We start from the raw sequence: 20,347 nt of genomic DNA, 5'->3' as shown, positions 1-20,347 counted from the left end.
GCACCACCACCGCGTTCGGCGAATCCGGCGGGGTTCGGCGAACGCCGACATCTGGGAGAGGCGATGGCAGCGGAAACACGGGTGCCGACGGCGTACAGCGAGGACCACGCCGCGATCTACGACTTCGTGCACAGCGCGCGCGGACGCGACTGGAAGGCCGAGGCGGACCGGTTCGCGGAGATCGTCCGGGAGCACACCCCCCGGGCGGAGTCCCTGCTCGACGTGGCCTGCGGCACCGGGGCTCATCTGGAGAGCTTCCGGCAGCACTTCCGGACGGTCGCCGGCCTCGAACTCTCGCCCGGCATGCGCGAGATCGCCCGGAACCGTCTGCCCGCGGACGCCGTGCACGCCGGGGACATGCGGGACTTCGACCTCGGCACCCGCTTCGACGCCGTCCTGTGCCTCTGCTTCTCCATGGGGTACATGAAGGACACGGCGGAACTGACCGCGGCGGCCGAGGCGCTGGTGCGGCATCTCGCCCCGGGGGGCGTGCTGATCGTCGAACCCTGGTGGTTCCCCGAGCAGTTCGCCGACGGGTTCGTCTCGGCCTCGCTCGCGCAGGACGGCAACCGTGCGGTCAGCAGGATCTCGCACTCGGTGGGCGACGGCCGGGTGTCGCGGATGACCGTGCGCTACACCGTCGCGGACTCCGAGGGCATCCGCGACTTCACCGAGTACGAGACGTACTCCCTGTTCACCGAGGACGAGTACCGGCTGGCCTTCCGGGAGGCCGGCTGCGAGGTGGAGTTCCGCCCGGGGTGGCCGAACCTCCGGGGGCTCTTCGTCGGCACCCTCCCGTCGGGGCGCTGACCCGCCGCTCCTCTCCTGTCGGCACCGCGCCTCCAACCCGCCCACCGTCGGCGGAAGGCCGGCCCTGGACAGCGCGGCGACCGGTCGGTAGCTTCACTGAGCAAGCGCTTAGCCGCTCGCCGAGAGCAAGCTGCCACCGTCATCCGGGAGAGATCCATGCGGCGTACTGTGTTCAACGAGGACCACGAGGCGTTCCGCCAGACCATCCGCGAGTTCATCGCCGACGAGGTCGTCCCGCACTACCCGCAGTGGGAGGAGCAGGGATTCGTCCCGCGCAGCCTCTACCGCAAGCTCGGTGAGCTGGGCATCTTCGGCATCGAGGTCCCGGAGGAGTACGGCGGGGCTGGCGAGAGCGGCTTCAAGTTCAACGCAGTGATCAGCGAGGAGTGCGCCCGCGCGGGCGTGAGCTTCGGCGGCTCCAGCGTGCACACGGCGCTGTGCCTGCCCTATCTGCTCTCCTACGCCGACGAGGACCAGAAGCGGCGCTGGCTGCCCTCGTTCGTCTCCGGCGAGATGATGACGGCGATCGCGATGACCGAGCCGGGCACCGGCTCCGACCTGGCCGGTATGCAGACCACCGCCAGGCTGTCGGACGACGGCACCCACTACGTGCTCAACGGCGCCAAGACCTTCATCACCGGCGGCGTCCAGGCCGACCGGGTGCTGGTCTGCTGCCGCACCTCTCCCGCCTCCGCCGAGGACCGCAGGGGCGGCATCTCCATCCTGGTGGTGGACACCTCCAGCGAGGGCTACGCGGTCGGCCGCACCCTGGACAAGCTCGGCCTCAAGACCTCCGACACGGCCGAACTCTCCTTCAACGACGTGCGGGTGCCCGTCGCAGATCTGCTCGGCGAGGAGGGCAGGGGCTTCGAGTACCTCACCCACAACCTGCCGCAGGAACGGCTCGGCATCGCCATCGGCGCGTACGCCCAGGCCGCTGCCGCGGTGCGGTTCGCCACCGAGTACGTGCGCGAGCGGACCGTCTTCGGCAAGTCGGTGTCCTCCTTCCAGAACACCAAGTTCGTGCTGGCCGACTGCCGTTCGGACGTCGACGCCATGCAGGCGGTCGTGGACCGGGCGCTGGAGGCGCACGAGGCCGGCGAGCTCACCGTCGCCGACGCCGCGTCCGCGAAGCTCTTCACCACCGAGTCGGCGGCCCGGGTGATCGACAAGTGTCTCCAGCTGCACGGGGGTTACGGATACATGCGGGAGTACCCGATCGCGCGCCTCTACGCCGACACCCGCGTGACCAGGATCTACGGTGGCACCAGCGAGGTGATGCGCTCCATCGTCGCCAAGTCCATGGGCCTGTAGCAGCAGTCCCCGGCGGGGGTGTGCGCGCCGGGCCGGGTTCCGCCCGCCCGGCGCGCACACCCCTGTCCGCCCGGGCGCCTCGCGCGCACCCGTACACCGCACGAACCGCAAGGGCTCCCGTCATGACCGACGCACTGGACTCGCTCCTCGACCTGCTCGACCTGGAGCGGATCGAGGAGAACATCTACCGCGGTGTCAGCCGCCCCTCCGTGGTCCCCCGGGTGTTCGGCGGGCAGGTGGCGGCGCAGGCGCTGGTCGCCGCCGGCCGCACGGTCCCCGACGACCGGCCGGCGCACTCGCTGCACGCCTACTTCCTGCGCCCCGGGGACCCCGGCGCCCCGATCGTCTACACGGTGGACCGCATCAGAGACGGCCGGTCCTTCACCACCCGCCGGGTGGTCGCGGTCCAGCACGGCCAGCCGATCTTCCATCTCTCCGCCTCCTTCCAGGAGTTCGAGGAGGGGATGGAGCACCAGGAGGAGATGCCGGCCGCTCCCGCCCCCGACTCGCTGCCGACCGCGGAGGAGCTGCTGCCCCGGCACGCGCACCTCTTCCAGGACCCGCAGATCCCGCGGCGGCTGCTGGAGGCGCGGGCCGCGGTCGATCTGCGCTACGTGCAGGACCCGCCGTTCGTCGCCGCGGAGAACGGGCCGAGCGAGCCGCGTTCCCAGGTGTGGTTCCGCACCAACGGCAAGCTCGACGGTGCGCGCGACCAGCCGATGCTGCACATCTGCCTGACCACCTACGTCTCGGACATGACGCTGCTCGACTCGGTACTCCTCGCGCACGGGCGCGGCGGTTGGGCGGTCGGCGACGTGGTGGGCGCGAGCCTGGACCACGCCATGTGGTTCCACCGGCCCTTCCGGGCGGACGAGTGGCTGCTCTACGACCAGGAGTCCCCCACCGCGCAGGGCGGGCGGGGCCTCGGCAAGGGCCGGATCTTCACCGCGGACGGGCGGCTGGTCGCCTCGGTGATCCAGGAGGGCGTCGTACGGGTGCCGCGCGCCTGAACACCGCACGCCCGCTGCCTCGGGCGGGCCCGGACATGGGCGACGGCTCCCGGTCCGCGTGCCACCTACGCGGGCCGGGAGCCGCCTCCCCTTCGCCGGCGTCGCCCATAACGCCGGCGCAGAGCTGCCAGAAGTGGACCGTCACCTCCACCTCCGGCAGCGCGTACTCCAGCTATATGCCCGGCACAAACGCACAATCCACCGCCTACGACCGAGTAGCTTCGTAGAGGAACTGTGGAGCACGCCTGGTGTTCGGGTGGAGGAGGCGGCGTGTCGGCGGGGCGGCACGCGGCGTTGCCCCTCACCGGGGTGTCCGCGCGCCGCCGGCCGGCTCACTCCACTGTGACGGACTTCGCCAGGTTGCGCGGCTTGTCGATGTCCCGGCCCAGCGCCAACGCCGTGTGGTAGGCGAGGAGTTGGAGCGGAATGCCCATCAGGATCGGGTCCAGCTCGGTCTCGTTGCGCGGTACCACCACGGTGTGGTCGGCGCGCTCCTGCTCCTGGTGGGCGACGGCGAGGATACGGCCGTGGCGCGCCTTGACCTCCTCCAGTGTGGCCCGGTTCTTGTCGAGCAGCTCGTCGTCCGGCAGTACCGCGACCGTCGGCACGGCCGGCTCGATCAGCGCCAGCGGACCGTGCTTCAACTCCGAGGCGGGGTAGGCCTCGGCGTGGATGTAGGAGATCTCCTTGAGCTTCAGCGAGGCCTCCAGCGCGACCGGGTAGCCGCGCACCCGGCCGACGAACATCATCGACCGCGCGTCCGCGTACTCCCCCGCGATCTTCTCGATCTCCGCCTCCTGCGCGACGATCTCGGCGATCTGCGCGGGCAGTCGGCGCAGACCGTCGATGATGCGCTTGCCGTCGGCCACCGACAGATCGCGGATGCGCCCCAGGTGCAGGGCGAGCAGGGCGAAGGCGACGGCGGTGTTGGTGAAGCACTTGGTGGAGACCACGCAGATCTCCGGGCCCGCGTGGACGTACACGCCGCCGTCGGTCTCCCGGGCGATCGCACTGCCGACCACGTTGACGACACCGAGCACCCGGGCGCCCTTGCGCTTGAGCTCCTGCACGGCGGCGAGGGTGTCGTAGGTCTCGCCGGACTGGCTGACCGCGATGTAGAGGGTGTCCGGGTCGACCACCGCGTTGCGGTAGCGGAACTCGCTGGCCGGCTCCGCGTCCGCCGGAATGCGCGCCAGCTCCTCGATCAGCTGGGCGCCGATCAGTCCCGCGTGGTACGCCGAGCCGCAGCCGAGGATCTTGACCCGCCGTACCGAACGGGCCTCCCTGGCGTCGAGGTTGAGGCCGCCGAGCCGTACGGTCGCGAACCGGTCGTCGATCCGGCCGCGCAGCACGCGGTCGACCGCGTCGGCCTGCTCGGTGATCTCCTTGTGCATGTACGTGTCGTGGCCGGCCATGTCGTAGGACTCGGCCACCCAGTCCACCGTCTCCGGCGCGGCGGCGGTGCGGCTGCCCTCGGTGGTGTACGTGCGGTAGTCGTCCGCCTTGATGGTGGCCATCTCGCCGTCGTCCAGGGTGATGACCTGGCGGGTGTGCGAGACGAGCGCGGCGACGTCGGAGGCCACGAACATCTCGTGCTCGCCGAGGCCGAGCACCACCGGGGAGCCGTTGCGGGCGACGACGATGCGGTCGGGGAAGTCGGCGTGCAGGACCGCGATCCCGTAGGTGCCCTCGACCAGCCGGAGCGCCTCGCGGACCTTCTCCTCCAGCGTCTCGGCCCGGGAGCGCGCGATGAGGTGGGCGAGGGTCTCGGTGTCGGTCTCGGAGGTGAAGACCACGCCCTCGGACTCCAGCCGGGCGCGCAGTTCGGCGGCGTTGTCGATGATGCCGTTGTGGACGAGGGCGATCTTGCCGTCGGCGTCCTGGTGGGGGTGCGCGTTCTCGTCGCAGGGCGCGCCGTGGGTGGCCCAGCGGGTGTGCGCGATGCCGGCCGTGCCGGTGAAGCGCTTGGGCAGCCGGGCCTCCAGCTCGCGCACCCGCCCGGTGGCCCTGGCCGTACGCAGCCCGCCGTTGCGTCCGGTGCCGTCGCCGTGAATGGCGATCCCGGCCGAGTCGTAGCCCCGGTACTCCAGCCGCTGAAGGCCCTCCAGCAGCAGCGGTGCCACATCCCGCCTGCCGATGTATCCGACGATCCCGCACATGTCGCTTCTCCCGTCCGTTGCGTGGTGTGCCCGAACACCGGGGCGGCCGACGCGGGTCGGAGCGTCCGCCGTCCCCGGCCTCAACCGTTGCGGCTGTTGCGGCCGACTCAGCCGTTTGCGGCCGTGGGCGCCGACTCAGCCGTAGACGACGCGGCGCAGCTGGCGCAGCGAGAGCTGCGGCGGAGCCACCGCGCGGTGCGGCAGCTCCTGGCTGATCCGCTCGAAGATGACCGGGTTGGTCAGTCCGCGCGACTGCATCTCACGATGGCGCCGGCGTACGTACTCCTCGATCGTCTCGTCGAAGTACGCCAGTACGTCGAGCACCACGCGGGCCGCCTCCCCGCGGTGCAGCGGGGTGGTGCGGACCAGGTGGTCGACGAGATCGTCGTGGGACGACGGGCGGCGTTCGAGCACGAGTCGATACTGCGCAGCGCGATCGGACTTCGCAAGAAATCTGCCCGCTTTCGGGCACGTATCCACTCGACCCGCCGAACGGCGGGGGTGCTCCTCCTGCGGCAGCACGATGTGCGCACCCGTGGCCGGCTGTGAGGCTGCGAGGTCGCGGCCGTCGCCGCGCAGGACTTGGCGCGCGGCCGGGAGACCGGGGCGCCGACGGAAAGGGCGTACCGGTGGGCCGCGAAGCGGTGCTGGAGGAAACGGTTCAGCGCTATCTGTGGGCATCGCCGGTCTGCTTCACCGTCGCCGCGGCCATGTGCTTCGCCCTGGGCCCGCCCTCCGGCGCCGGCCACGGCGTCGGCTGGAGCCTGTACGCGGCCGGTTGGCTGCTGCCGGTGGTCGCGCTCGCCTGGCGGGTGGGACGCGGCGGCTATCCGGGCGCGGGCGCGAGGTTCGCCTTCGGGCTGCTGCTGGCCGCCGGGGCGCTCTTCCTCCTCGTCAGCGGGTGAACCACGGGCGCCCCGAGCGGAGTTGACCGCCGGCAGGCAGATGCTCACCGTCCGGAACTCGCCCCCGCCGGACCGCCCGTTCCGCCCGCGCACCCGTTTCCGCCACGGGGACGAGCACCGGCCGGGCACCCGTCCCCGTGGGGGCAGGCGCCCGGCCGGGCACCATCAGCCGTTCAGGCCCTCACTCGTCGAAAGGCTCTGTCGACCTGCGACTCGCTCGTCCGAGGGCTCGTCGTCCGAGGGCTCGTCGTCCGGCGACTCGCCTTCGGGCGGCTCAGTCGACCGGCGGCAGGGTGCGCTCGCGCACCAGGTCGGCGTACCAGCGCGCACTGGACTTCGGGATGCGCTGCTGCGTCTCGTAGTCGACGTAGACGGCGCCGAAGCGCTTGCTGTAGCCGTACGCCCACTCGAAGTTGTCCAGCAGCGACCAGAGGAAGTACCCGCGCACGTCCACGCCCTCGGCGCGCGCGTCGGCGACGGCGGCCAGATGACGGTGCAGGTAGTCGATCCGGTCCGGGTCGTGCACGGCGCCGTCGGCGCCGACCTTGTCGTCGCACGCCATGCCGTTCTCGGTGACGTACAGCGGTACGCCCTCGGCCTCGCGCCCGAAACGCTTGAGCAGGTCGTACAGACCGCTTGCGTCGGTCGTCCAGCCCATCTCGCTGACCGGGCCCGGGGTCTGGTGGAAGGCGACCCGGTCGGCGCCCGGCCACGGCGAATGCTCGCTCGCGCCGTGACCGTCCCGGCGCGAGGCCTCCTGCTCGGGGGAGACGGCCGAAACCAGCGACGGGGTGTAGTAGTTGACGCCGATCGCGTCCAGCGGCTGGTGGATGTTCTCCAGATCGCCGTCCTTGACGAAGCTCCAGTCGGTGATCTCGGCGGTGTCGGCGATCAGGTCGGCGCCGTACTCGCCGCGCAGCAGCGGACCCTCGAAGATCCCGTTTGCCAGCGCCTCCACCCGGCGCTTGGCGTCCAGGTCCTCCGGAGAGTCCGAGACGGCGCGCACCGAGGCGGAGTTGATGCTGATGCCGACCTTGGCTCGGGCCGGCAGCGCGGCGCGCAGCGCCTGACTGCCGAGACCGTGCGCGAGGTTGAGGTGGTGCGCGGCCCGCAGCGCGGCGAGGTGGTCGGTGCGACCCGGCGCGTGCACACCGGAGCCGTAGCCGAGGAAGGCGCTGCACCAGGGCTCGTTGAGCGTCGTCCAGTGCTCGACCCGGTCACCGAGGGCCTCGGCGACCAGCGTCGCGTAGTCGGCGAACCGCTCGGCGGTCGCCCTCTCCGGCCAACCGCCGCCACCCGCGCCGGCCGGGTCGGCCTCCAGCTCCTGCGGCAGGTCCCAGTGGTAGAGGGTCAGCCAGGGGGTGATGCCCTTCTCCAGCAGCTCGTCGACGAGGTTGCGGTAGAAGTCCAGGCCGCGCTGGACGGCCGGCCCGCGGCCGGTCGGCTGCACCCGGGGCCAGGAGATGGAGAACCGGTAGGTCTCCAGGCCGAGTTCGGCCATCAGCGCGACGTCCTCGCGCCAGCGGTGGTAGTGGTCGACCGCCACATCGCCGGTCTCGCCGCCGAGCACCTTGCCGGGGGTCCGGCAGAAGGTGTCCCAGATCGAGGGGGTACGGCCGTCCTCCTGCGCCGCGCCCTCGATCTGGTAGGCGGAGGTCGCTGAACCGAAGAGGAAGTCGGTGGGGAACTCGATACGGGATTCGGACGGGTACGTCATCTGAGAGCGCTCCCTTTTGCAGGCGGGCGGAGGGGGGACAGGGTGAACTTCCTTGTGGAGGAGTGGAATCGGGTACGGGCTCGATCAGCCCTTCACCGCGCCCTGCATGATGCCGCCGACGATCTGCTTGCCGAAGACGGCGAAGACGATCAGCAGGGGCAGTGTGCCGAGCAGCGAACCGGCCATGATCACCGACTGGTCCGGGATGTAGCCGCGGCCGAGTCCCGTCAGGGCGACCTGGACGGTCGGGTTGTCCTGGGTCAGCGCGATCATCGGCCAGAAGAACTCGTTCCAGGCGAGCACGAAGGTCAGCATTCCGAGCACCGCCATCGCGGGCCGGGCCGCCGGGAAGACCACGTGCCACACCAGCCGCAGGCTGTGCGCACCGTCGACCCTCGCCGCCTCGATGAGCTCGGTCGGCAGAGCGTTGATCAGGTACTGCCGCATGAAGAAGACACCGAAGGCGCTCGCCATCATCGGGAGGATGACGGCCTGCAGCTGATTGGTCCACTCCAGCTCGGCGACGGCCATGAACAGCGGCACGACGCTGAGTTGGGGCGGCACCATCATGGTGCCTATCACCAGGAGCAGCAGGATGTTGCTTCCCCGGAAGCGCAGCTTGGCGAAGGCGAAGCCGGCCAGCGTGGCGAACAGGACCGTCGAAACGGTGACGGTACCTGCGACGAAGACCGTGTTGATCAGGGCCTTGCCCATGTTGGCGTCGGTCCAGGCAGCCTGGAGGTTGGAGCCCAGGTTGCCGCCGAACCAGAACGGCGGTGGTGTCTCGGCCAGCCGGGCGTTGTCCCGGGAGGCGGCGATCGCGGTCCACACCAGCGGGAAGAGCGAGCCGACGGTGAAGAACCCGAGCACCACGTAGGTGAACCAGCCGGCGTACAGATGCCGCCCGGCCTTGCCGCGGGTGCGGGTCCGCCGCTTGCCGTCCCCCTCGCCGGGGGCTTCTTCCTTCGGCGTCGCGGACGTGAGTACAGCCATGCGTATCCCCCTCAGTGGCTCTTCTGCAGCCGCTTGGCCACCAGGAAGTAGACGAGTCCGATCACGATCAGGACCAGGAACATCATCCAGGCGATCGCCGAGGCGCGGCCCAGGTGGAAGTTGGTCCAGCCCTGCTCGTACAGGTAGAGCCCGAGCGTCTGGTACTGGTTCGACGCACCGCCCGAGGGCGAACCGCCGAACAGCAGCGGCTCACCGAACAGTTGGGTCGACCCGATGGTGGAGATCACCACGGTGAACAGGATCGTCGGCCGCAGCGAGGGAACGGTGACATGGAGGAACTGCTGCCAGCGCGAGGCCCCGTCCAGCGCCGCCGACTCGTACAGGTCGTTCGGCACGGACTGCATCGCCGCGAGGTAGATCAGCGTGTTGTAGCCCGTCCACCGCCAGATGACGATCGTGGCGACCGCGAACTGCGAGGTCCAACTGCCGCCCTCCCAGTCGATGTTGTCGATCCCGAAGAGACCCAGGCCCCAGTTGATCATTCCGAAGTCGCGACCGTAGAGCATCGCGAAGACGAGCGTGGCCGCGGCCACCGAGGTCGCGTACGGGGTGAGCATCGCGACGCGGAAGAACATCGAGCCGCGCAGCTTGTAGTTGAGCAGATGCGCGAGACCGAGTGCCATCAGCAGCTGCGGGACCGTGGAGATGATCCCGATCACGAAGGTGTTGCTCAGCGAGTTCCAGAAGTACTCGTCCTGGAGGAGGCGGGTGAAGTTGTGCAGCCCGACCCACTCCATCTCGGTGGGCGAGTGCAGCGAGACCCGGTGCAGCGAGGCCCATCCCGTGTAGAGCAGCGGGAAGAGGCCGAACGCCGCGAAGAAGAGGAAGAACGGCGAGATGAACGCGTACGGGCTCCACTTGGCGTCCCGCTGATACCACTTGCTGCGCCGCGCCGCCCTGCGCTTCTCACGCTCGTCCGCCCCGTCGGGGCCTGGCGGGGACGTGCCCGCGCCCGCCGCCGAAGTGGCGGGCGCGGACCGCATGTCCTGGGAGGTCATTCATCGGCTCCGGTCACTCGTCGAGGACGTCGTCGATCTTCTTGGTCGTGGCGCTCCAGGCGGAGTCGGGCGACTTGCCCTGCTGCTCGACCGAGAGAATCCCGTTGCTGATCTGCTCACCGATGATCTGGTCCTTCGGGCCGAGGATCGCGGTGGGCATGTCCTTGGCGGCGTCGGAGAAGATCTCGCCGATCGGAGCGTTGTCGAAGTACTCGTGCTTCGCGCTCTTGACCGCGGGCAGCTCGAGCGCCTTGGTGGAGCTCGGGAAGCTGGCCTGCTTCTCGAAGAGCTTGGCCTGCTGCTCGGGCGCCGTCAGCCAGGCGGCGAGCTTGATCGCCTCGTCCTTGTTCTTGGACGCCTCGGGCACCGTCAGGAAGGAGCCGCCCCAGTTGGCGGGCTTGGGCGCGGGAGCGACGTCCCACTGGTCGGCGTTCTTCGGGCCGGCCTTCTCCTTGATGTAACCGAGCATCCAGGACGGGCAGATGACACTGGCGAAGGTGCCGTTGGCGTAGCCCTGGTCCCAGGACGTGTCGAACTGCTTGAGCTTGCCGGTCATCTTGCCGTCGACCGCACGCATCGCCAGGTCCCACGACTCCTTGACGGCCTTGCTGTCCTTGTAGATCAGCTCACCGTCCTCGTCGTAGTTCTTCTTGGCGTGGCTGGAGAGGGCTCCGTTGTAGAGGCCGGCGGCGCTGTCGGTGAAGGAGCTGCCCTTGGGGGCGTCCTCCATGTAGTCCTCGCCGGTGTCGACGTACTTGGCCCAGTCGCCCTCCCAGAGCTTGCCGACCTCTTCGCGATCGGTGGGCAGTCCGGCCTTGTCGAAGAGGTCCTTGCGGTAGCAGATCCCCATCGGGCCGATGTCCGTGCCGAGGCCGATGACCTTGTCGTCCTCGGTCTTGGCCTGGTCCCACTTCCAGGGCAGGTAGTCCTTGCCGTCGACACCGTCGGCCTTCGACATGTCGACGAACTTCGCGGCCTGGATGGTGGCCAGCTCGTTGATGTTGTTGACCTCGACGGCCTGGATGTCGGCCAGACCGCTGTTGGCGGAGAGGCGGTTGAGCAGCGCCGGGTAGTAGTCCTCGTTGCGCTCGGTGGAGTTCTCCTTGATCTTGATGTGCGGGTTCAGCTTCTCGTAGGCGTCGTAGAGACCTGCCTGCTTGTAGCCGAAGACTCCGAACACCCCCACCGACAGGGTGACTTCCCCGTCCTTGCCGGACGAGCCGCCGCCGTCGTCGGCGCAGCCGGCCAGCAGGGTCGCGCTCAGGACCACGGCGGTGACCGCGGAGAGCCGAGGGGTGAGACGGGCCATGCGGGTTCTGCCGTGCATTGGTCCTCCCGAGATGTACGGGAATTGAAAGAAGAGTGGGCACTGGGAGCGCTCCCAGGCGTGATTGACTGAAGATTCGCGGAAGGGCCTCAGGGTGTCAAGACACTGTGCGACAACGGCTCAGAAACTCTTCACCCCGCCGAAATATGGAGGAAGCCTGTAGAAGTCCGACACCTGCTGGTGGTACGGGCGATCGCGTCGAACACTGGCCAAGACACCGGCAGTTGCTCTATTACTTGAACACAACACTGAGGTGGCAGGAGGCAACCGTGACGGCTCCCGGCGCGGCCCGGCACACCCGCAGACCCACCCTCGAAGAAGTGGCGGCACGCGCCGGGGTGGGCCGCGGCACGGCATCTCGCGTGGTCAACGGCTCCCCCACCGTCAGCGCGCACAGCAGAGCGGCGGTGGAGGCCGCGGTCGAAGAGCTGGGCTACGTGCCCAACGGCTCCGCGCGGGCGCTCGCGGCAGGCAGTACCGACTCCATCGCGCTGGTGGTCCCCGAGTCGGAGACACGGCTCTTCGCCGAGCCGTACTTCTCGGGAACCGTCAGCGGCGTCGCGACCGCGCTCGCCGACACCGAGAAGCAGCTGCTGCTCACCCTGCTGCGCACGCCCAAGGAGCGGGAACGATTCGCCCGCTACGTCAGGGCCCGCCGCATCGACGGCGTACTGCTGGTCTCGATGCACGCCGGCGATCCGCTGCCCGAACTCCTCCAGCAGTACGAGATGCCCACCGTGCTCGGCGGGCGCCGCTCAGCGGACGAGCAGGTGCCGTACGTGGACTGCGACAACCCGGGCGGCGCCGAGGCCGCCGTCGCACATCTGCTCGCGCGCGGCAGACGCCGGATCGCCACCGTCACCGGCTCGCTCGACCTGTACGCCGCCCAATGCCGCCTGGAGGGCTACCGCGCAGCTCTGCGGCACGGCGACCACCCGGCCGACCCCCGGCTCGTCGCGCAGGGCGACTTCACCGAGGAGGGCGGCCGTCGCGCGATGGGCGAACTGCTGGAGCGCTGCCCCCAACTCGACGCGGTCTTCTGCGCCTCGGACCTGATGGCCTCGGGCGCGCGGCTGGCACTGCGCGAAGCCGGCCGCCGGGTGCCCGACGACGTCGCACTCGTCGGCTTCGACGACTCCGCGGTCGCCCGCCACCTCGACCCGCCGCTGACCAGCGTGCGGCAGCCGGTGGAACTGATGGGACGCGAAATGACCGGGCTGCTGCTCGATCAGATCGCCGGCCGCACGGGCGAGTCGGAGGCACGCCGCCGCCTGCTGCCCACGGAGCTGGTGCCGCGCGGGTCGAGCTGAGCCGCACATTTGGCACCGGTCGCCAGCAACCGGGAGGAAGGGCCTGCACTCTCGCGCAAAGGCGGGCCCGGGCCGTTGGGAGGGCGCCGCGCGACCAGTAAAGTGGCCGCCATCCCCTCCCCCCCCCCGACGGAGCGTCCGTGGATTTCTGCGCGTTGTGCCGGCGTCGACTCAACGGTGCACTGAACTGCCCCGGTTGCGGTCAACTGAACGCGAGCGCGCAACCCGGCGGACAGCCCGGCGGCGGATACGGCGAGTACAGCGACGCGTACGGCGGCCGGCCCGCCGGCGGGTACGGCGACCCCCACGGCACGTACGGCGCGCAGCCAGGCACGTACGACCCGTACGACGCCGGACAGCCGGACCCGTACGGCGCCGCGCAACGCGAACCGCACACCCCGGACCCGTACGCGGCGGACCCGTACGCGGCGGACCGGCCCCGCGAGGCCGGGCACCCCGACCGCGGAGGTCCGGGCGACGCAGTGCCGGGCGGGGCCGGGCCGGAGGCCGGACAGCCGGTCGGCCGCAGGGCCGCGCGCAGGGCCGCCACGACCTCCGGTCGCGCCGCCGCAGACCGCGCCGCGGGCCCGAGCGCAGAGAGCGGCGCACACACCGGCGCAGACCCGTCCGGCGGCCCGAGCACGGAGGGCAGTGCCGACACCGGTGAGGACAGCCACGGGTCAACGGGCACCCAGGACACGGCAGTCGGCCCCCGCGCCGCGCGACGCAGGGCGGCCGGGCGCTCCGCGCACCGGCGGTCGCAGCGCGCCCGGCGGCGTCGGATAGCGGTCGGCGCCGTACTGGCCGCCGTCGTACTGGCCGGGCTGGTCGCGGTGGAGGCCGGCAACGTCGCCATCCCCGGCCTCGACTCCCCCTCGGACAACGTCGCCGACCGACAGGACGCCGACGAACGCGCCCGGCCCGAGCCCGGCGAGTCCGGGACCGGTCCGAGCGGCGGCGTCACGCCCGGGGACACTCCTTCGACAGACGCCGACAGCCCGTCGGCCTCGGGGACCGGCGAGGGGGACGACGAGGAGTCGCCGAGCGCGAGCGCCTCCGACTCCGCCGACCCTTCGGACTCCTCCGAACCCGACGACTCCTCACCCAGCGGGCGACCCTCGGGGCCCTCGGAATCGCAGGCGCCCACCAGCCCCACCCATCCGCCGACGAGCCCCACCGAGGAGCCGACGCAGGAGCCGGAGCCGGAGCCCACTCCGACCGACGACGGCTGCTGGTGGATCTTCTGCCCCAACTGATCCGCCCCGGCACTGCCGGGAAGCGGGCTCACCCCGCCACGGGCCGACGGGCGGGCCCGGCCGGCCCTCACCGCCTGACCGGCCCTCACCGGCCGTGCCCGAACGCCGTTCTGACGCTCCGTGAACCCCGCCCGGAACGCAGCGCGCAGTGGTTCAGTCCATTCACCCGCACGGAGTGAGCCGCCGTCAGTACGCCGCCCACGGCCAACTCCGGGCCTGCGCCGACCGGTTGCGTCCACCGGACCCGCCGTCGGTACACCGTTCGGGCGCGTATCGCCCCGCCCAGGAGATGCAGCGCCGCGCACCCTGGCGTGTCCTCGCAGTGAGCCAAGTCACCGCCAAGGAGGACGCATGTGTACGCACCATGAGGAACCATCACTGTCCCGACGCGGAATGCTGCTGCGCGGCGGCGCGCTCGCGGCGCTGGGACTTCTGCCTGCGCTGGGCTGCGCCCGGTCGGCGTCGGCAGGCCCCGGCGAGCCGATGAACCGGACGCTGCGCGCCACGGCGGCCGGCGGGCCGGGCCCGCAGGCGGCGCCCGGCGGGCGATGGGCTCGACCGCTGACCGGGCAGCACGCGATCTCCGCGGCGTACGGCATCGAGGGCGACTGGCTGGCCGGCCGGCACACCGGCATCGACTTCGCCGTCGACACCGGCACCCCGCTCTTCTCGGTCGGACCGGGCACCGTGGACATCGCCGGCGACCAGGGCGACTACGGGCAGGCGGTGCTGGTGAGGATGGACGACGGGCACTTCATCCTCTACGCCCACATGTCGTCACTCCAGGTCAAGCGGGGCGGGCGGGTGACCGGCGGCTCCCGGCTCGGCAACACCGGTGCCAGCGGACGGGTCTCCGGTCCGCATCTGCACTTCGAGGTGCGCACCACCCGCAACTACGGCACCGACATCGACCCCGTGAAGTACCTGGCCGCACGCGGCGTCAAGATCGGCTGAGGAGCCCCGGCCCGAGCCCGCGACGGGCCTCAGCCGTACGCCCGCGCCGCCGAGTCGAAGGCGCCCCGGGCGAGCCGGTGCAGCAGCGCGGCCGTGCTCTGCCGCGAGGGCAGCGCCGCGGGGCGGCTGAGGTGCGGAGTGGAGTTCAGCAGGCCGAAGACCGCGTGGACGGCCGTACGGGCCTCGGCCTCCGGCAGCGACGGATGGACCTCGCGCACCACGCCGACCCACAACTCGACGTACTGGCGCTGGAGTCGGCGCACCCGCTTGCGGTCGTCGTCGCGCAGCCGGTCGAGCTCGCGGTCGTGGAGGGTGATCAGCGCGCGGTCGTCGAGCGCGAACTCGATGTGCCCCTCGATCAGCGCGTCCAGCGCCCTGGCGGGCGGGTGCGCCGCGCCCCCCTGGTCGAGCAGGCGCCGCTGCCCACCGTCGTGCAGACGCTCGCTGATGCCGACCAGCAACTCGGCCAGCATGGCGTCCTTGCCGGCGAAGTGGCGGTAGAGGCCGGGCCCGCTGATGCCGACCGCCGCCCCTATCTCGTCGACGCCGACGCCGTGGAAGCCGCGCTCGGCGAAGAGCCGCGCGGCCTCGCCGAGGATCTGCTCCCTGCGCGTACGGGGCCGCACGGGCCGGTCCCCTCGCGCGGCCTGTTCGGAACGCACGGCCGGGTCGACGGGCGTGCCGGTCTCGCTGCTCATCCCACGATTGTAGACAGCCGTGTTAGTGGACGTTAACCTTGCGACCATTGGTTAACGCCTATTAACCACGAGCAAAGGGGCTCAGGGCATGCAGCAGGCACCGCCGCTGTCCAGCACCGCCGACCCAACCTCCCCGCAGTGGCGCACCCATGAGGAAGCGCACCGGGAGCTGGCGGCGCAACTGCGGGAGAAGCTCGCCGCGGCACGGCTCGGCGGAGGTGAGAAGGCCCGCGCCCGCCACACCGCGCGGGGCAAGCTGCTGCCGCGCGAGCGGGTGGATGCGCTCCTGGACCCGGGCTCTCCCTTCCTGGAGCTCGCACCGCTCGCCGCCGACGGGATGTACGACGGCGCCGCACCGGCTGCCGGCGTCATCGCCGGCATCGGCCGGGTCAGCGGGCGCGAGGTGGTGATCGTCGCCAACGACGCGACGGTCAAGGGCGGCACGTACTACCCGATGACGGTCAAGAAGCATCTGCGCGCCCAGGAGGTCGCGCTGGAGAACCGCCTCCCCTGCCTCTACCTGGTCGACTCCGGCGGCGCCTTCCTGCCGATGCAGGACGAGGTCTTCCCCGACCGCGAGCACTTCGGCCGGATCTTCTACAACCAGGCCCGGATGTCGGGCAGCGGCATCCCGCAGATCGCCGCGGTGCTCGGTTCCTGCACCGCAGGCGGCGCCTACGTCCCGGCGATGAGCGACGAGGCGGTGATCGTGCGCGAGCAGGGCACGATCTTCCTCGGCGGCCCGCCGCTGGTGAAGGCCGCCACCGGTGAGGTCGTCACGGCCGAGGAGCTGGGCGGCGGCGAGGTGCACTCGCGTGTCTCCGGCGTCACCGACCACCTCGCGGAGGACGACGCGCACGCACTGCGGATCGTGCGGAACATCGTCGCCACCCTCCCCGATCGCGGCCCGCTGCCGTGGTCGGTGCAGCCGGTCGAGGAGCCCGCGGTCGACCCGGCCGGGCTGTACGGCGCGGTGCCGGTGGACTCCCGCACGCCCTACGACGTGCGCGAGGTGATCGCCCGGATCGCCGACGGCTCCCGCTTCCAGGAGTTCAAGTCCGAGTACGGCCAGACGCTCGTCACCGGCTTCGCCCGCGTCCACGGGCACCCGGTGGGCATCGTCGCCAACAACGGCATCCTGTTCGCCGAATCGGCGCAGAAGGGCGCCCACTTCATCGAGCTCTGCGACCAGCGCGGCATCCCGCTGCTCTTCCTCCAGAACATCTCCGGCTTCATGGTGGGCCGGGACTACGAGGCCGGCGGCATCGCCAAGCACGGCGCGAAGATGGTCACCGCCGTCGCCTGCGCCCGGGTCCCCAAGCTCACCGTCGTGGTCGGCGGCTCCTACGGCGCGGGCAACTACTCGATGTGCGGCCGGGCGTACTCGCCCCGCTTCCTGTGGATGTGGCCGAACGCCAAGATCTCCGTCATGGGCGGCGAGCAGGCTGCCTCCGTACTGGCCACGGTCAAGCGCGACCAGTTGGAGTCGCGCGGCGAGCAGTGGAGCGCGGAGGACGAGGAGGCGTTCAAGGACCCGGTCCGCGCCCAGTACGACACCCAGGGCAACGCCTACTACGCCACCGCCCGGCTGTGGGACGACGGGGTGATCGACCCGTTGCAGACCCGTACGGTCGTCGGCCTCGCGCTCACCGCCTGCGCCAACGCACCGCTGCCCGCGCGCGACCAGGCCGCGCAGGGCTTCGGCGTCTTCCGGATGTGAGGACCGCGGACATGTCTGACCACGAACCCGAGGGAGCCCAGGGGATGTTCGACACCGTGCTGGTCGCCAACCGCGGCGAGATCGCGGTACGCGTCATCCGTACGCTGCGCCGGCTCGGCGTGCGCTCGGTGGCGGTGTACAGCGACGCGGACGCCGGCGCCCGCCATGTGCGCGAGGCCGACACGGCGGTGCGCATCGGGCCGGCGGCGGCCTCCGAGAGCTACCTCTCGGTCGAGCGGCTGCTGGAGGCCGCGGAGCGCACCGGCGCGCAGGCCGTGCACCCGGGGTACGGGTTCCTGGCGGAGAACGCCGCGTTCGCCCGTGCGGTGACGGAGTCGGGGCGGGCCTTCATCGGCCCCCCGGCCTCCGCGATCGAGCTGATGGGCGACAAGATCCGCGCCAAGGAGACCGTGCTGAAGGCCGGCGTGCCGGTCGTCCCCGGCTCCTCGGGCAGCGGCCTCAGCGACGCCCAACTCATCGACGCCGCGACGGAGGTGGGCGTTCCGGTGCTGCTGAAGCCCTCTGCGGGCGGCGGCGGCAAGGGCATGCGGCTGGTCCGCGATCCGGCCCTGTTCGCCGAGGAGATCGCCGCAGCCCGGCGCGAGGCGCGCGGCTCCTTCGGCGACGACACGCTCCTGGTGGAGCGGTGGGTCGACCGGCCGCGGCACATCGAGATCCAGGTGATGGCGGACGGCCACGGCAACGTCGTCCACTTCGGGGAGCGCGAGTGCTCGCTCCAGCGCCGTCACCAGAAGATCATCGAGGAGGCGCCGAGCCCGTTCCTCGACGAGGAGACCAGGTCGGCGATGGGCGCGGCGGCCGTCGAGGCGGCGCGCTCGTGCGGGTACCGCGGCGCGGGCACGGTCGAGTTCATCGTCGCCGGGACGGACGCGCGCTCGTACTTCTTCATGGAGATGAACACCCGGCTCCAGGTCGAGCACCCGGTCACCGAGCTGGTGTGCGGTGTGGACCTGGTGGAGTGGCAGCTGCGGGTCGCCGCCGGCGAGCAACTCCCGTGGCGGCAGGGCGACATCCGGATGACCGGGCACGCCGTGGAAGCCCGTATCTGCGCCGAGACCGCCCGCCCCAGCGGCGAGCGGGTCGACTTCCTGCCCTCGGCCGGCACCGTACGGCTGCTGCGCGAGCCCGGCGGCGAGGGCGTACGGGTGGACTCCGGCCTGAGCGAGGGCAGCGAGGTCGGCACGACCTACGACCCGATGCTCGCCAAGGTCATCGCGTACGGGACCGACCGGTCGAGCGCGCTGCGGCGGCTGCGCGCCGCGCTGGCGGAGACAACCGTGCTCGGCGTCGACACCAACACCGGATTCCTGCGCGCGCTGCTGGCCCATCCGGCCGTGCGCAGCGGCGAGTTGGACACCGGCCTGGTCGACCGGGACGCGGCGTCGCTGGTCGCGGCCGGCGTGCCGGACGAGGTGTACGCCACCGCGGCGCTGCTGCGGCACGCCGCGCTGGAGCCGAGCGGGCAGGGCTGGACGGACCCGTTCTCGGTCCCCTCCGGCTGGCGGCTGGACGGCCGGAGCGCCTGGACGACGTACCACTTCAGAGCGCCGGGCGCGGAGCCGGTGGCCGTCGCCGTGCGCGGCCGGGGGCCCGGCACCGAGGTGCGGATCGGCGCGGAGGGCGAGCCCGTCGCCGCGCACCTGGCCGCGGAGGAGTCGGGCCGGGTGCGGACGGAGTGGCGGGGCACGATGCTCGGCCACCACCATGTGGCCGGGGCCGGTGAGCGGTGGCTCGGCTCGGAGGGTTCCGGCTGGCATCTGGTCGACCACGATCCGGTCGCCGCCGCCCTGCGCGGCGGGGCGGGTGCGCACGGCGCCGACGCGCTGACCGCGCCGATGCCGGGCACCGTCACGGTGGTGAAGGCCTCGGTGGGGGACCGGGTCGAGGCCGGGCAGGCCCTGGTGATCGTCGAGGCGATGAAGATGGAGCACGTCATCTCCGCACCGCACGCGGGCACCGTCACCGAGCTCGATGTGCGTCCCGGCAGCACGGTGGCGATGGACCAGGTGCTCGCCGTGGTCGACCCGGACGCCGCCGACCCGGACGCCGCCAACCCGGGCGCCGACACTGGTCCGGACGCCGACACCGGTCCTGCCTCCGACACCGACTCGGACGCCGTCGGATCCGGCCGTGCCGCCGCCGCGGGTTCGGGCGCGAGGGCCGGGGAGGGCGCATGAGCACCGCCGGGCTGCCGATGACCGTGCCCGCCGAGGGACTGCCGTCGCGCGTACGCATCCACGAGGTCGGTCCCCGCGACGGCTTGCAGAACGAGAAGTCCGTCGTACCGGTCGAGGTCAAGGCGGAGTTCATCCACCGGCTGGTCGAGGCCGGGTTGGACACGGTGGAGGCGACGAGCTTCGTCCACCCCAAATGGGTGCCGCAGCTCGCCGACGCCGAGGAGCTGTACGGCGGGCTCGCGGATCTGCCCGCGTCGGCCGGTGTGCGGCTGCCGGTGCTGGTGCCCAACGAACGCGGCCTGGAGCGCGCACTGGCCCTGGGCGCCCGGGAGATCGCCGTCTTCGGCAGCGCCACCGAGTCCTTCGCACGGGCCAACCTCAACCGCACCGTCGACGAGGCGCTGGAGATGTTCGCGCCGGTCGTCGCCCGGGCGTCGGAGTCGGGCGCGAGGGTGCGGGGCTATCTGTCCATGTGCTTCGGCGATCCGTGGGAGGGCCCGGTCCCGGCCGGCCAAGTGGTCGACGTCTGCCGCAGGTTGCTGGACCTGGGCTGCGACGAGCTGAGCCTGGGCGACACGATCGGCGTCGCCACCGCGGGCCAGGTCGAGGAGTTGCTGACCGCGCTGAACGCGGCCGGTGTGCCCGACGAGGTGCTCGCGGTGCACTTCCACGACACCTACGGCCAGGCCCTGGCCAACACCCTCACCGCGCTGCGCCACGGTGTCACCACCGTCGACGCCTCCGCGGGCGGCCTCGGCGGCTGCCCGTACGCCAGGAGCGCCACCGGAAACCTCGCCACCGAGGACCTGGTCTGGATGCTCCGGGGGCTGGGCGTCGAGACCGGCGTCGACCTCGACCGACTGGTCGCCACCAGCACGTGGATGGCCGACCGCCTGGGCCGTCCCAGCCCGTCCCGCACCGTCCGCGCCCTCTCCCCCACCAAGGAGCAGTGACCAC

Annotated in this window: 17 protein-coding genes; 10 read left to right on the top strand and 7 right to left on the bottom strand. The window is 71.5% G+C overall.

The window, feature by feature from the left end; genetic code table 11:
• Positions 1-63 precede the first annotated feature (63 nt).
• The 3 genes from JGS22_RS14525 to JGS22_RS14515 all read left to right on the top strand — a co-directional run bounded on the left by JGS22_RS14525 (position 64) and on the right by JGS22_RS14515 (position 3,134).
• Complete coding sequence (locus tag JGS22_RS14525; RefSeq protein ID WP_211038575.1) at positions 64-810, top strand: class I SAM-dependent DNA methyltransferase; 747 nt, start codon at positions 64-66, stop codon at positions 808-810.
• Between the two features lie 156 nt (positions 811-966).
• A complete protein-coding gene (locus JGS22_RS14520) occupies positions 967-2,124 on the top strand; it encodes an acyl-CoA dehydrogenase family protein (protein WP_211038577.1) in 1,158 nt (385 codons plus the stop codon).
• Positions 2,125-2,246: 122 nt separating this feature from the next.
• Positions 2,247-3,134, top strand: coding sequence for an acyl-CoA thioesterase (locus JGS22_RS14515; RefSeq protein WP_211038578.1), 888 nt, complete (start codon positions 2,247-2,249; stop codon positions 3,132-3,134).
• Between the two features lie 332 nt (positions 3,135-3,466).
• Here the strand turns inward: JGS22_RS14515 and glmS are convergent, their stop codons facing one another.
• On the bottom strand, positions 3,467-5,293 hold the full coding sequence (glmS, locus tag JGS22_RS14510; protein WP_211038579.1) for a glutamine--fructose-6-phosphate transaminase (isomerizing): 1,827 nt from the start codon (positions 5,291-5,293) through the stop codon (positions 3,467-3,469).
• A gap of 135 nt (positions 5,294-5,428) precedes the next feature.
• Positions 5,429-5,707 (bottom strand): hypothetical protein, encoded by a 279-nt coding sequence (locus JGS22_RS14505; RefSeq protein ID WP_211038580.1) that lies wholly within the window; start codon positions 5,705-5,707, stop codon positions 5,429-5,431.
• Positions 5,708-5,922: 215 nt separating this feature from the next.
• Between JGS22_RS14505 and JGS22_RS14500 the strand changes: the two genes are divergently transcribed.
• Complete coding sequence (locus tag JGS22_RS14500) at positions 5,923-6,198, top strand: hypothetical protein (RefSeq protein WP_211038581.1); 276 nt, start codon at positions 5,923-5,925, stop codon at positions 6,196-6,198.
• A gap of 274 nt (positions 6,199-6,472) precedes the next feature.
• Here the strand turns inward: JGS22_RS14500 and JGS22_RS14495 are convergent, their stop codons facing one another.
• The 4 genes from JGS22_RS14495 to JGS22_RS14480 all read right to left on the bottom strand — a co-directional run bounded on the left by JGS22_RS14495 (position 6,473) and on the right by JGS22_RS14480 (position 11,254).
• On the bottom strand, positions 6,473-7,915 hold the full coding sequence (locus JGS22_RS14495; RefSeq protein WP_211038582.1) for a GH1 family beta-glucosidase: 1,443 nt from the start codon (positions 7,913-7,915) through the stop codon (positions 6,473-6,475).
• An 84-nt stretch (positions 7,916-7,999) separates the two neighbouring features.
• Positions 8,000-8,908, bottom strand: coding sequence for a carbohydrate ABC transporter permease (locus tag JGS22_RS14490; RefSeq protein WP_211038583.1), 909 nt, complete (start codon positions 8,906-8,908; stop codon positions 8,000-8,002).
• 11 nt (positions 8,909-8,919) lie between these two features.
• Positions 8,920-9,927, bottom strand: a complete 1,008-nt coding sequence (locus tag JGS22_RS14485) for a carbohydrate ABC transporter permease (protein ID WP_211038584.1) — start codon at positions 9,925-9,927, stop codon at positions 8,920-8,922.
• 13 nt (positions 9,928-9,940) lie between these two features.
• Positions 9,941-11,254 carry an ABC transporter substrate-binding protein gene (locus JGS22_RS14480; RefSeq protein ID WP_211038586.1) on the bottom strand — a complete coding sequence of 438 codons (1,314 nt, stop codon included), beginning with the start codon at positions 11,252-11,254 and terminating at the stop codon, positions 9,941-9,943.
• 269 nt (positions 11,255-11,523) lie between these two features.
• Here JGS22_RS14480 and JGS22_RS14475 point away from each other — a divergent pair, with 269 nt between their 5' ends.
• The 3 genes from JGS22_RS14475 to JGS22_RS14465 all read left to right on the top strand — a co-directional run bounded on the left by JGS22_RS14475 (position 11,524) and on the right by JGS22_RS14465 (position 14,774).
• Positions 11,524-12,564: a LacI family DNA-binding transcriptional regulator gene (locus JGS22_RS14475; protein WP_308405671.1), complete on the top strand. Its 1,041-nt coding sequence runs from the start codon at positions 11,524-11,526 to the stop codon at positions 12,562-12,564.
• Positions 12,565-12,704: 140 nt separating this feature from the next.
• Positions 12,705-13,820: a hypothetical protein gene (locus JGS22_RS14470; RefSeq protein ID WP_216814992.1), complete on the top strand. Its 1,116-nt coding sequence runs from the start codon at positions 12,705-12,707 to the stop codon at positions 13,818-13,820.
• Between the two features lie 351 nt (positions 13,821-14,171).
• Positions 14,172-14,774 carry a M23 family metallopeptidase gene (locus tag JGS22_RS14465; RefSeq protein WP_211038591.1) on the top strand — a complete coding sequence of 201 codons (603 nt, stop codon included), beginning with the start codon at positions 14,172-14,174 and terminating at the stop codon, positions 14,772-14,774.
• Between the two features lie 29 nt (positions 14,775-14,803).
• Here JGS22_RS14465 and JGS22_RS14460 read toward each other — a convergent pair whose 3' ends face one another.
• Entirely contained in the window at positions 14,804-15,436 is a 633-nt protein-coding gene (locus tag JGS22_RS14460; RefSeq protein WP_372454312.1) for an SACE_7040 family transcriptional regulator, read from the bottom strand.
• A 124-nt stretch (positions 15,437-15,560) separates the two neighbouring features.
• Between JGS22_RS14460 and JGS22_RS14455 the strand changes: the two genes are divergently transcribed.
• The 3 genes from JGS22_RS14455 to JGS22_RS14445 are packed head-to-tail and all read left to right on the top strand — an operon-like array spanning position 15,561 to position 20,343.
• Positions 15,561-17,192, top strand: a complete 1,632-nt coding sequence (locus tag JGS22_RS14455; RefSeq protein WP_211038595.1) for a carboxyl transferase domain-containing protein — start codon at positions 15,561-15,563, stop codon at positions 17,190-17,192.
• A gap of 44 nt (positions 17,193-17,236) precedes the next feature.
• The gene (locus JGS22_RS14450; RefSeq protein ID WP_211038672.1) at positions 17,237-19,390 is read left to right on the top strand and encodes an acetyl/propionyl/methylcrotonyl-CoA carboxylase subunit alpha; all 2,154 of its coding nucleotides are present in this window, start codon (positions 17,237-17,239) and stop codon (positions 19,388-19,390) included.
• Positions 19,387-20,343 (top strand): hydroxymethylglutaryl-CoA lyase, encoded by a 957-nt coding sequence (locus tag JGS22_RS14445; RefSeq protein ID WP_211038597.1) that lies wholly within the window; start codon positions 19,387-19,389, stop codon positions 20,341-20,343. The genes JGS22_RS14450 and JGS22_RS14445 overlap by 4 nt, the downstream gene beginning before the upstream one ends.
• Positions 20,344-20,347: the final 4 nt, after the last annotated feature.

This window comes from Streptomyces tardus, assembly GCF_018101125.2.
Classification (GTDB): Bacteria; Actinomycetota; Actinomycetes; order Streptomycetales; family Streptomycetaceae; genus Streptomyces; species Streptomyces tardus.
This window is presented reverse-complemented; position numbering and strand designations above follow the sequence as displayed.

Bases quoted from the DNA above. Each gene is read 5' to 3' on its own strand.
- JGS22_RS14525 (WP_211038575.1), top strand. From the start codon at position 64: ATGGCAGCGGAAACACGGGTGCCGACGGCGTACAGCGAGGACCACGCC.
- JGS22_RS14520 (WP_211038577.1), top strand. From the start codon at position 967: ATGCGGCGTACTGTGTTCAACGAGGACCACGAGGCGTTCCGCCAGACC.
- JGS22_RS14515 (WP_211038578.1), top strand. From the start codon at position 2,247: ATGACCGACGCACTGGACTCGCTCCTCGACCTGCTCGACCTGGAGCGG.
- glmS (WP_211038579.1), bottom strand. From the start codon at position 5,293: ATGTGCGGGATCGTCGGATACATCGGCAGGCGGGATGTGGCACCGCTG.
- JGS22_RS14495 (WP_211038582.1), bottom strand. From the start codon at position 7,915: ATGACGTACCCGTCCGAATCCCGTATCGAGTTCCCCACCGACTTCCTC.
- JGS22_RS14490 (WP_211038583.1), bottom strand. From the start codon at position 8,908: ATGGCTGTACTCACGTCCGCGACGCCGAAGGAAGAAGCCCCCGGCGAG.
- JGS22_RS14485 (WP_211038584.1), bottom strand. From the start codon at position 9,927: ATGACCTCCCAGGACATGCGGTCCGCGCCCGCCACTTCGGCGGCGGGC.
- JGS22_RS14480 (WP_211038586.1), bottom strand. From the start codon at position 11,254: ATGCACGGCAGAACCCGCATGGCCCGTCTCACCCCTCGGCTCTCCGCG.
- JGS22_RS14465 (WP_211038591.1), top strand. From the start codon at position 14,172: ATGTGTACGCACCATGAGGAACCATCACTGTCCCGACGCGGAATGCTG.
- JGS22_RS14455 (WP_211038595.1), top strand. From the start codon at position 15,561: ATGCAGCAGGCACCGCCGCTGTCCAGCACCGCCGACCCAACCTCCCCG.
- JGS22_RS14450 (WP_211038672.1), top strand. From the start codon at position 17,237: ATGTTCGACACCGTGCTGGTCGCCAACCGCGGCGAGATCGCGGTACGC.
- JGS22_RS14445 (WP_211038597.1), top strand. From the start codon at position 19,387: ATGAGCACCGCCGGGCTGCCGATGACCGTGCCCGCCGAGGGACTGCCG.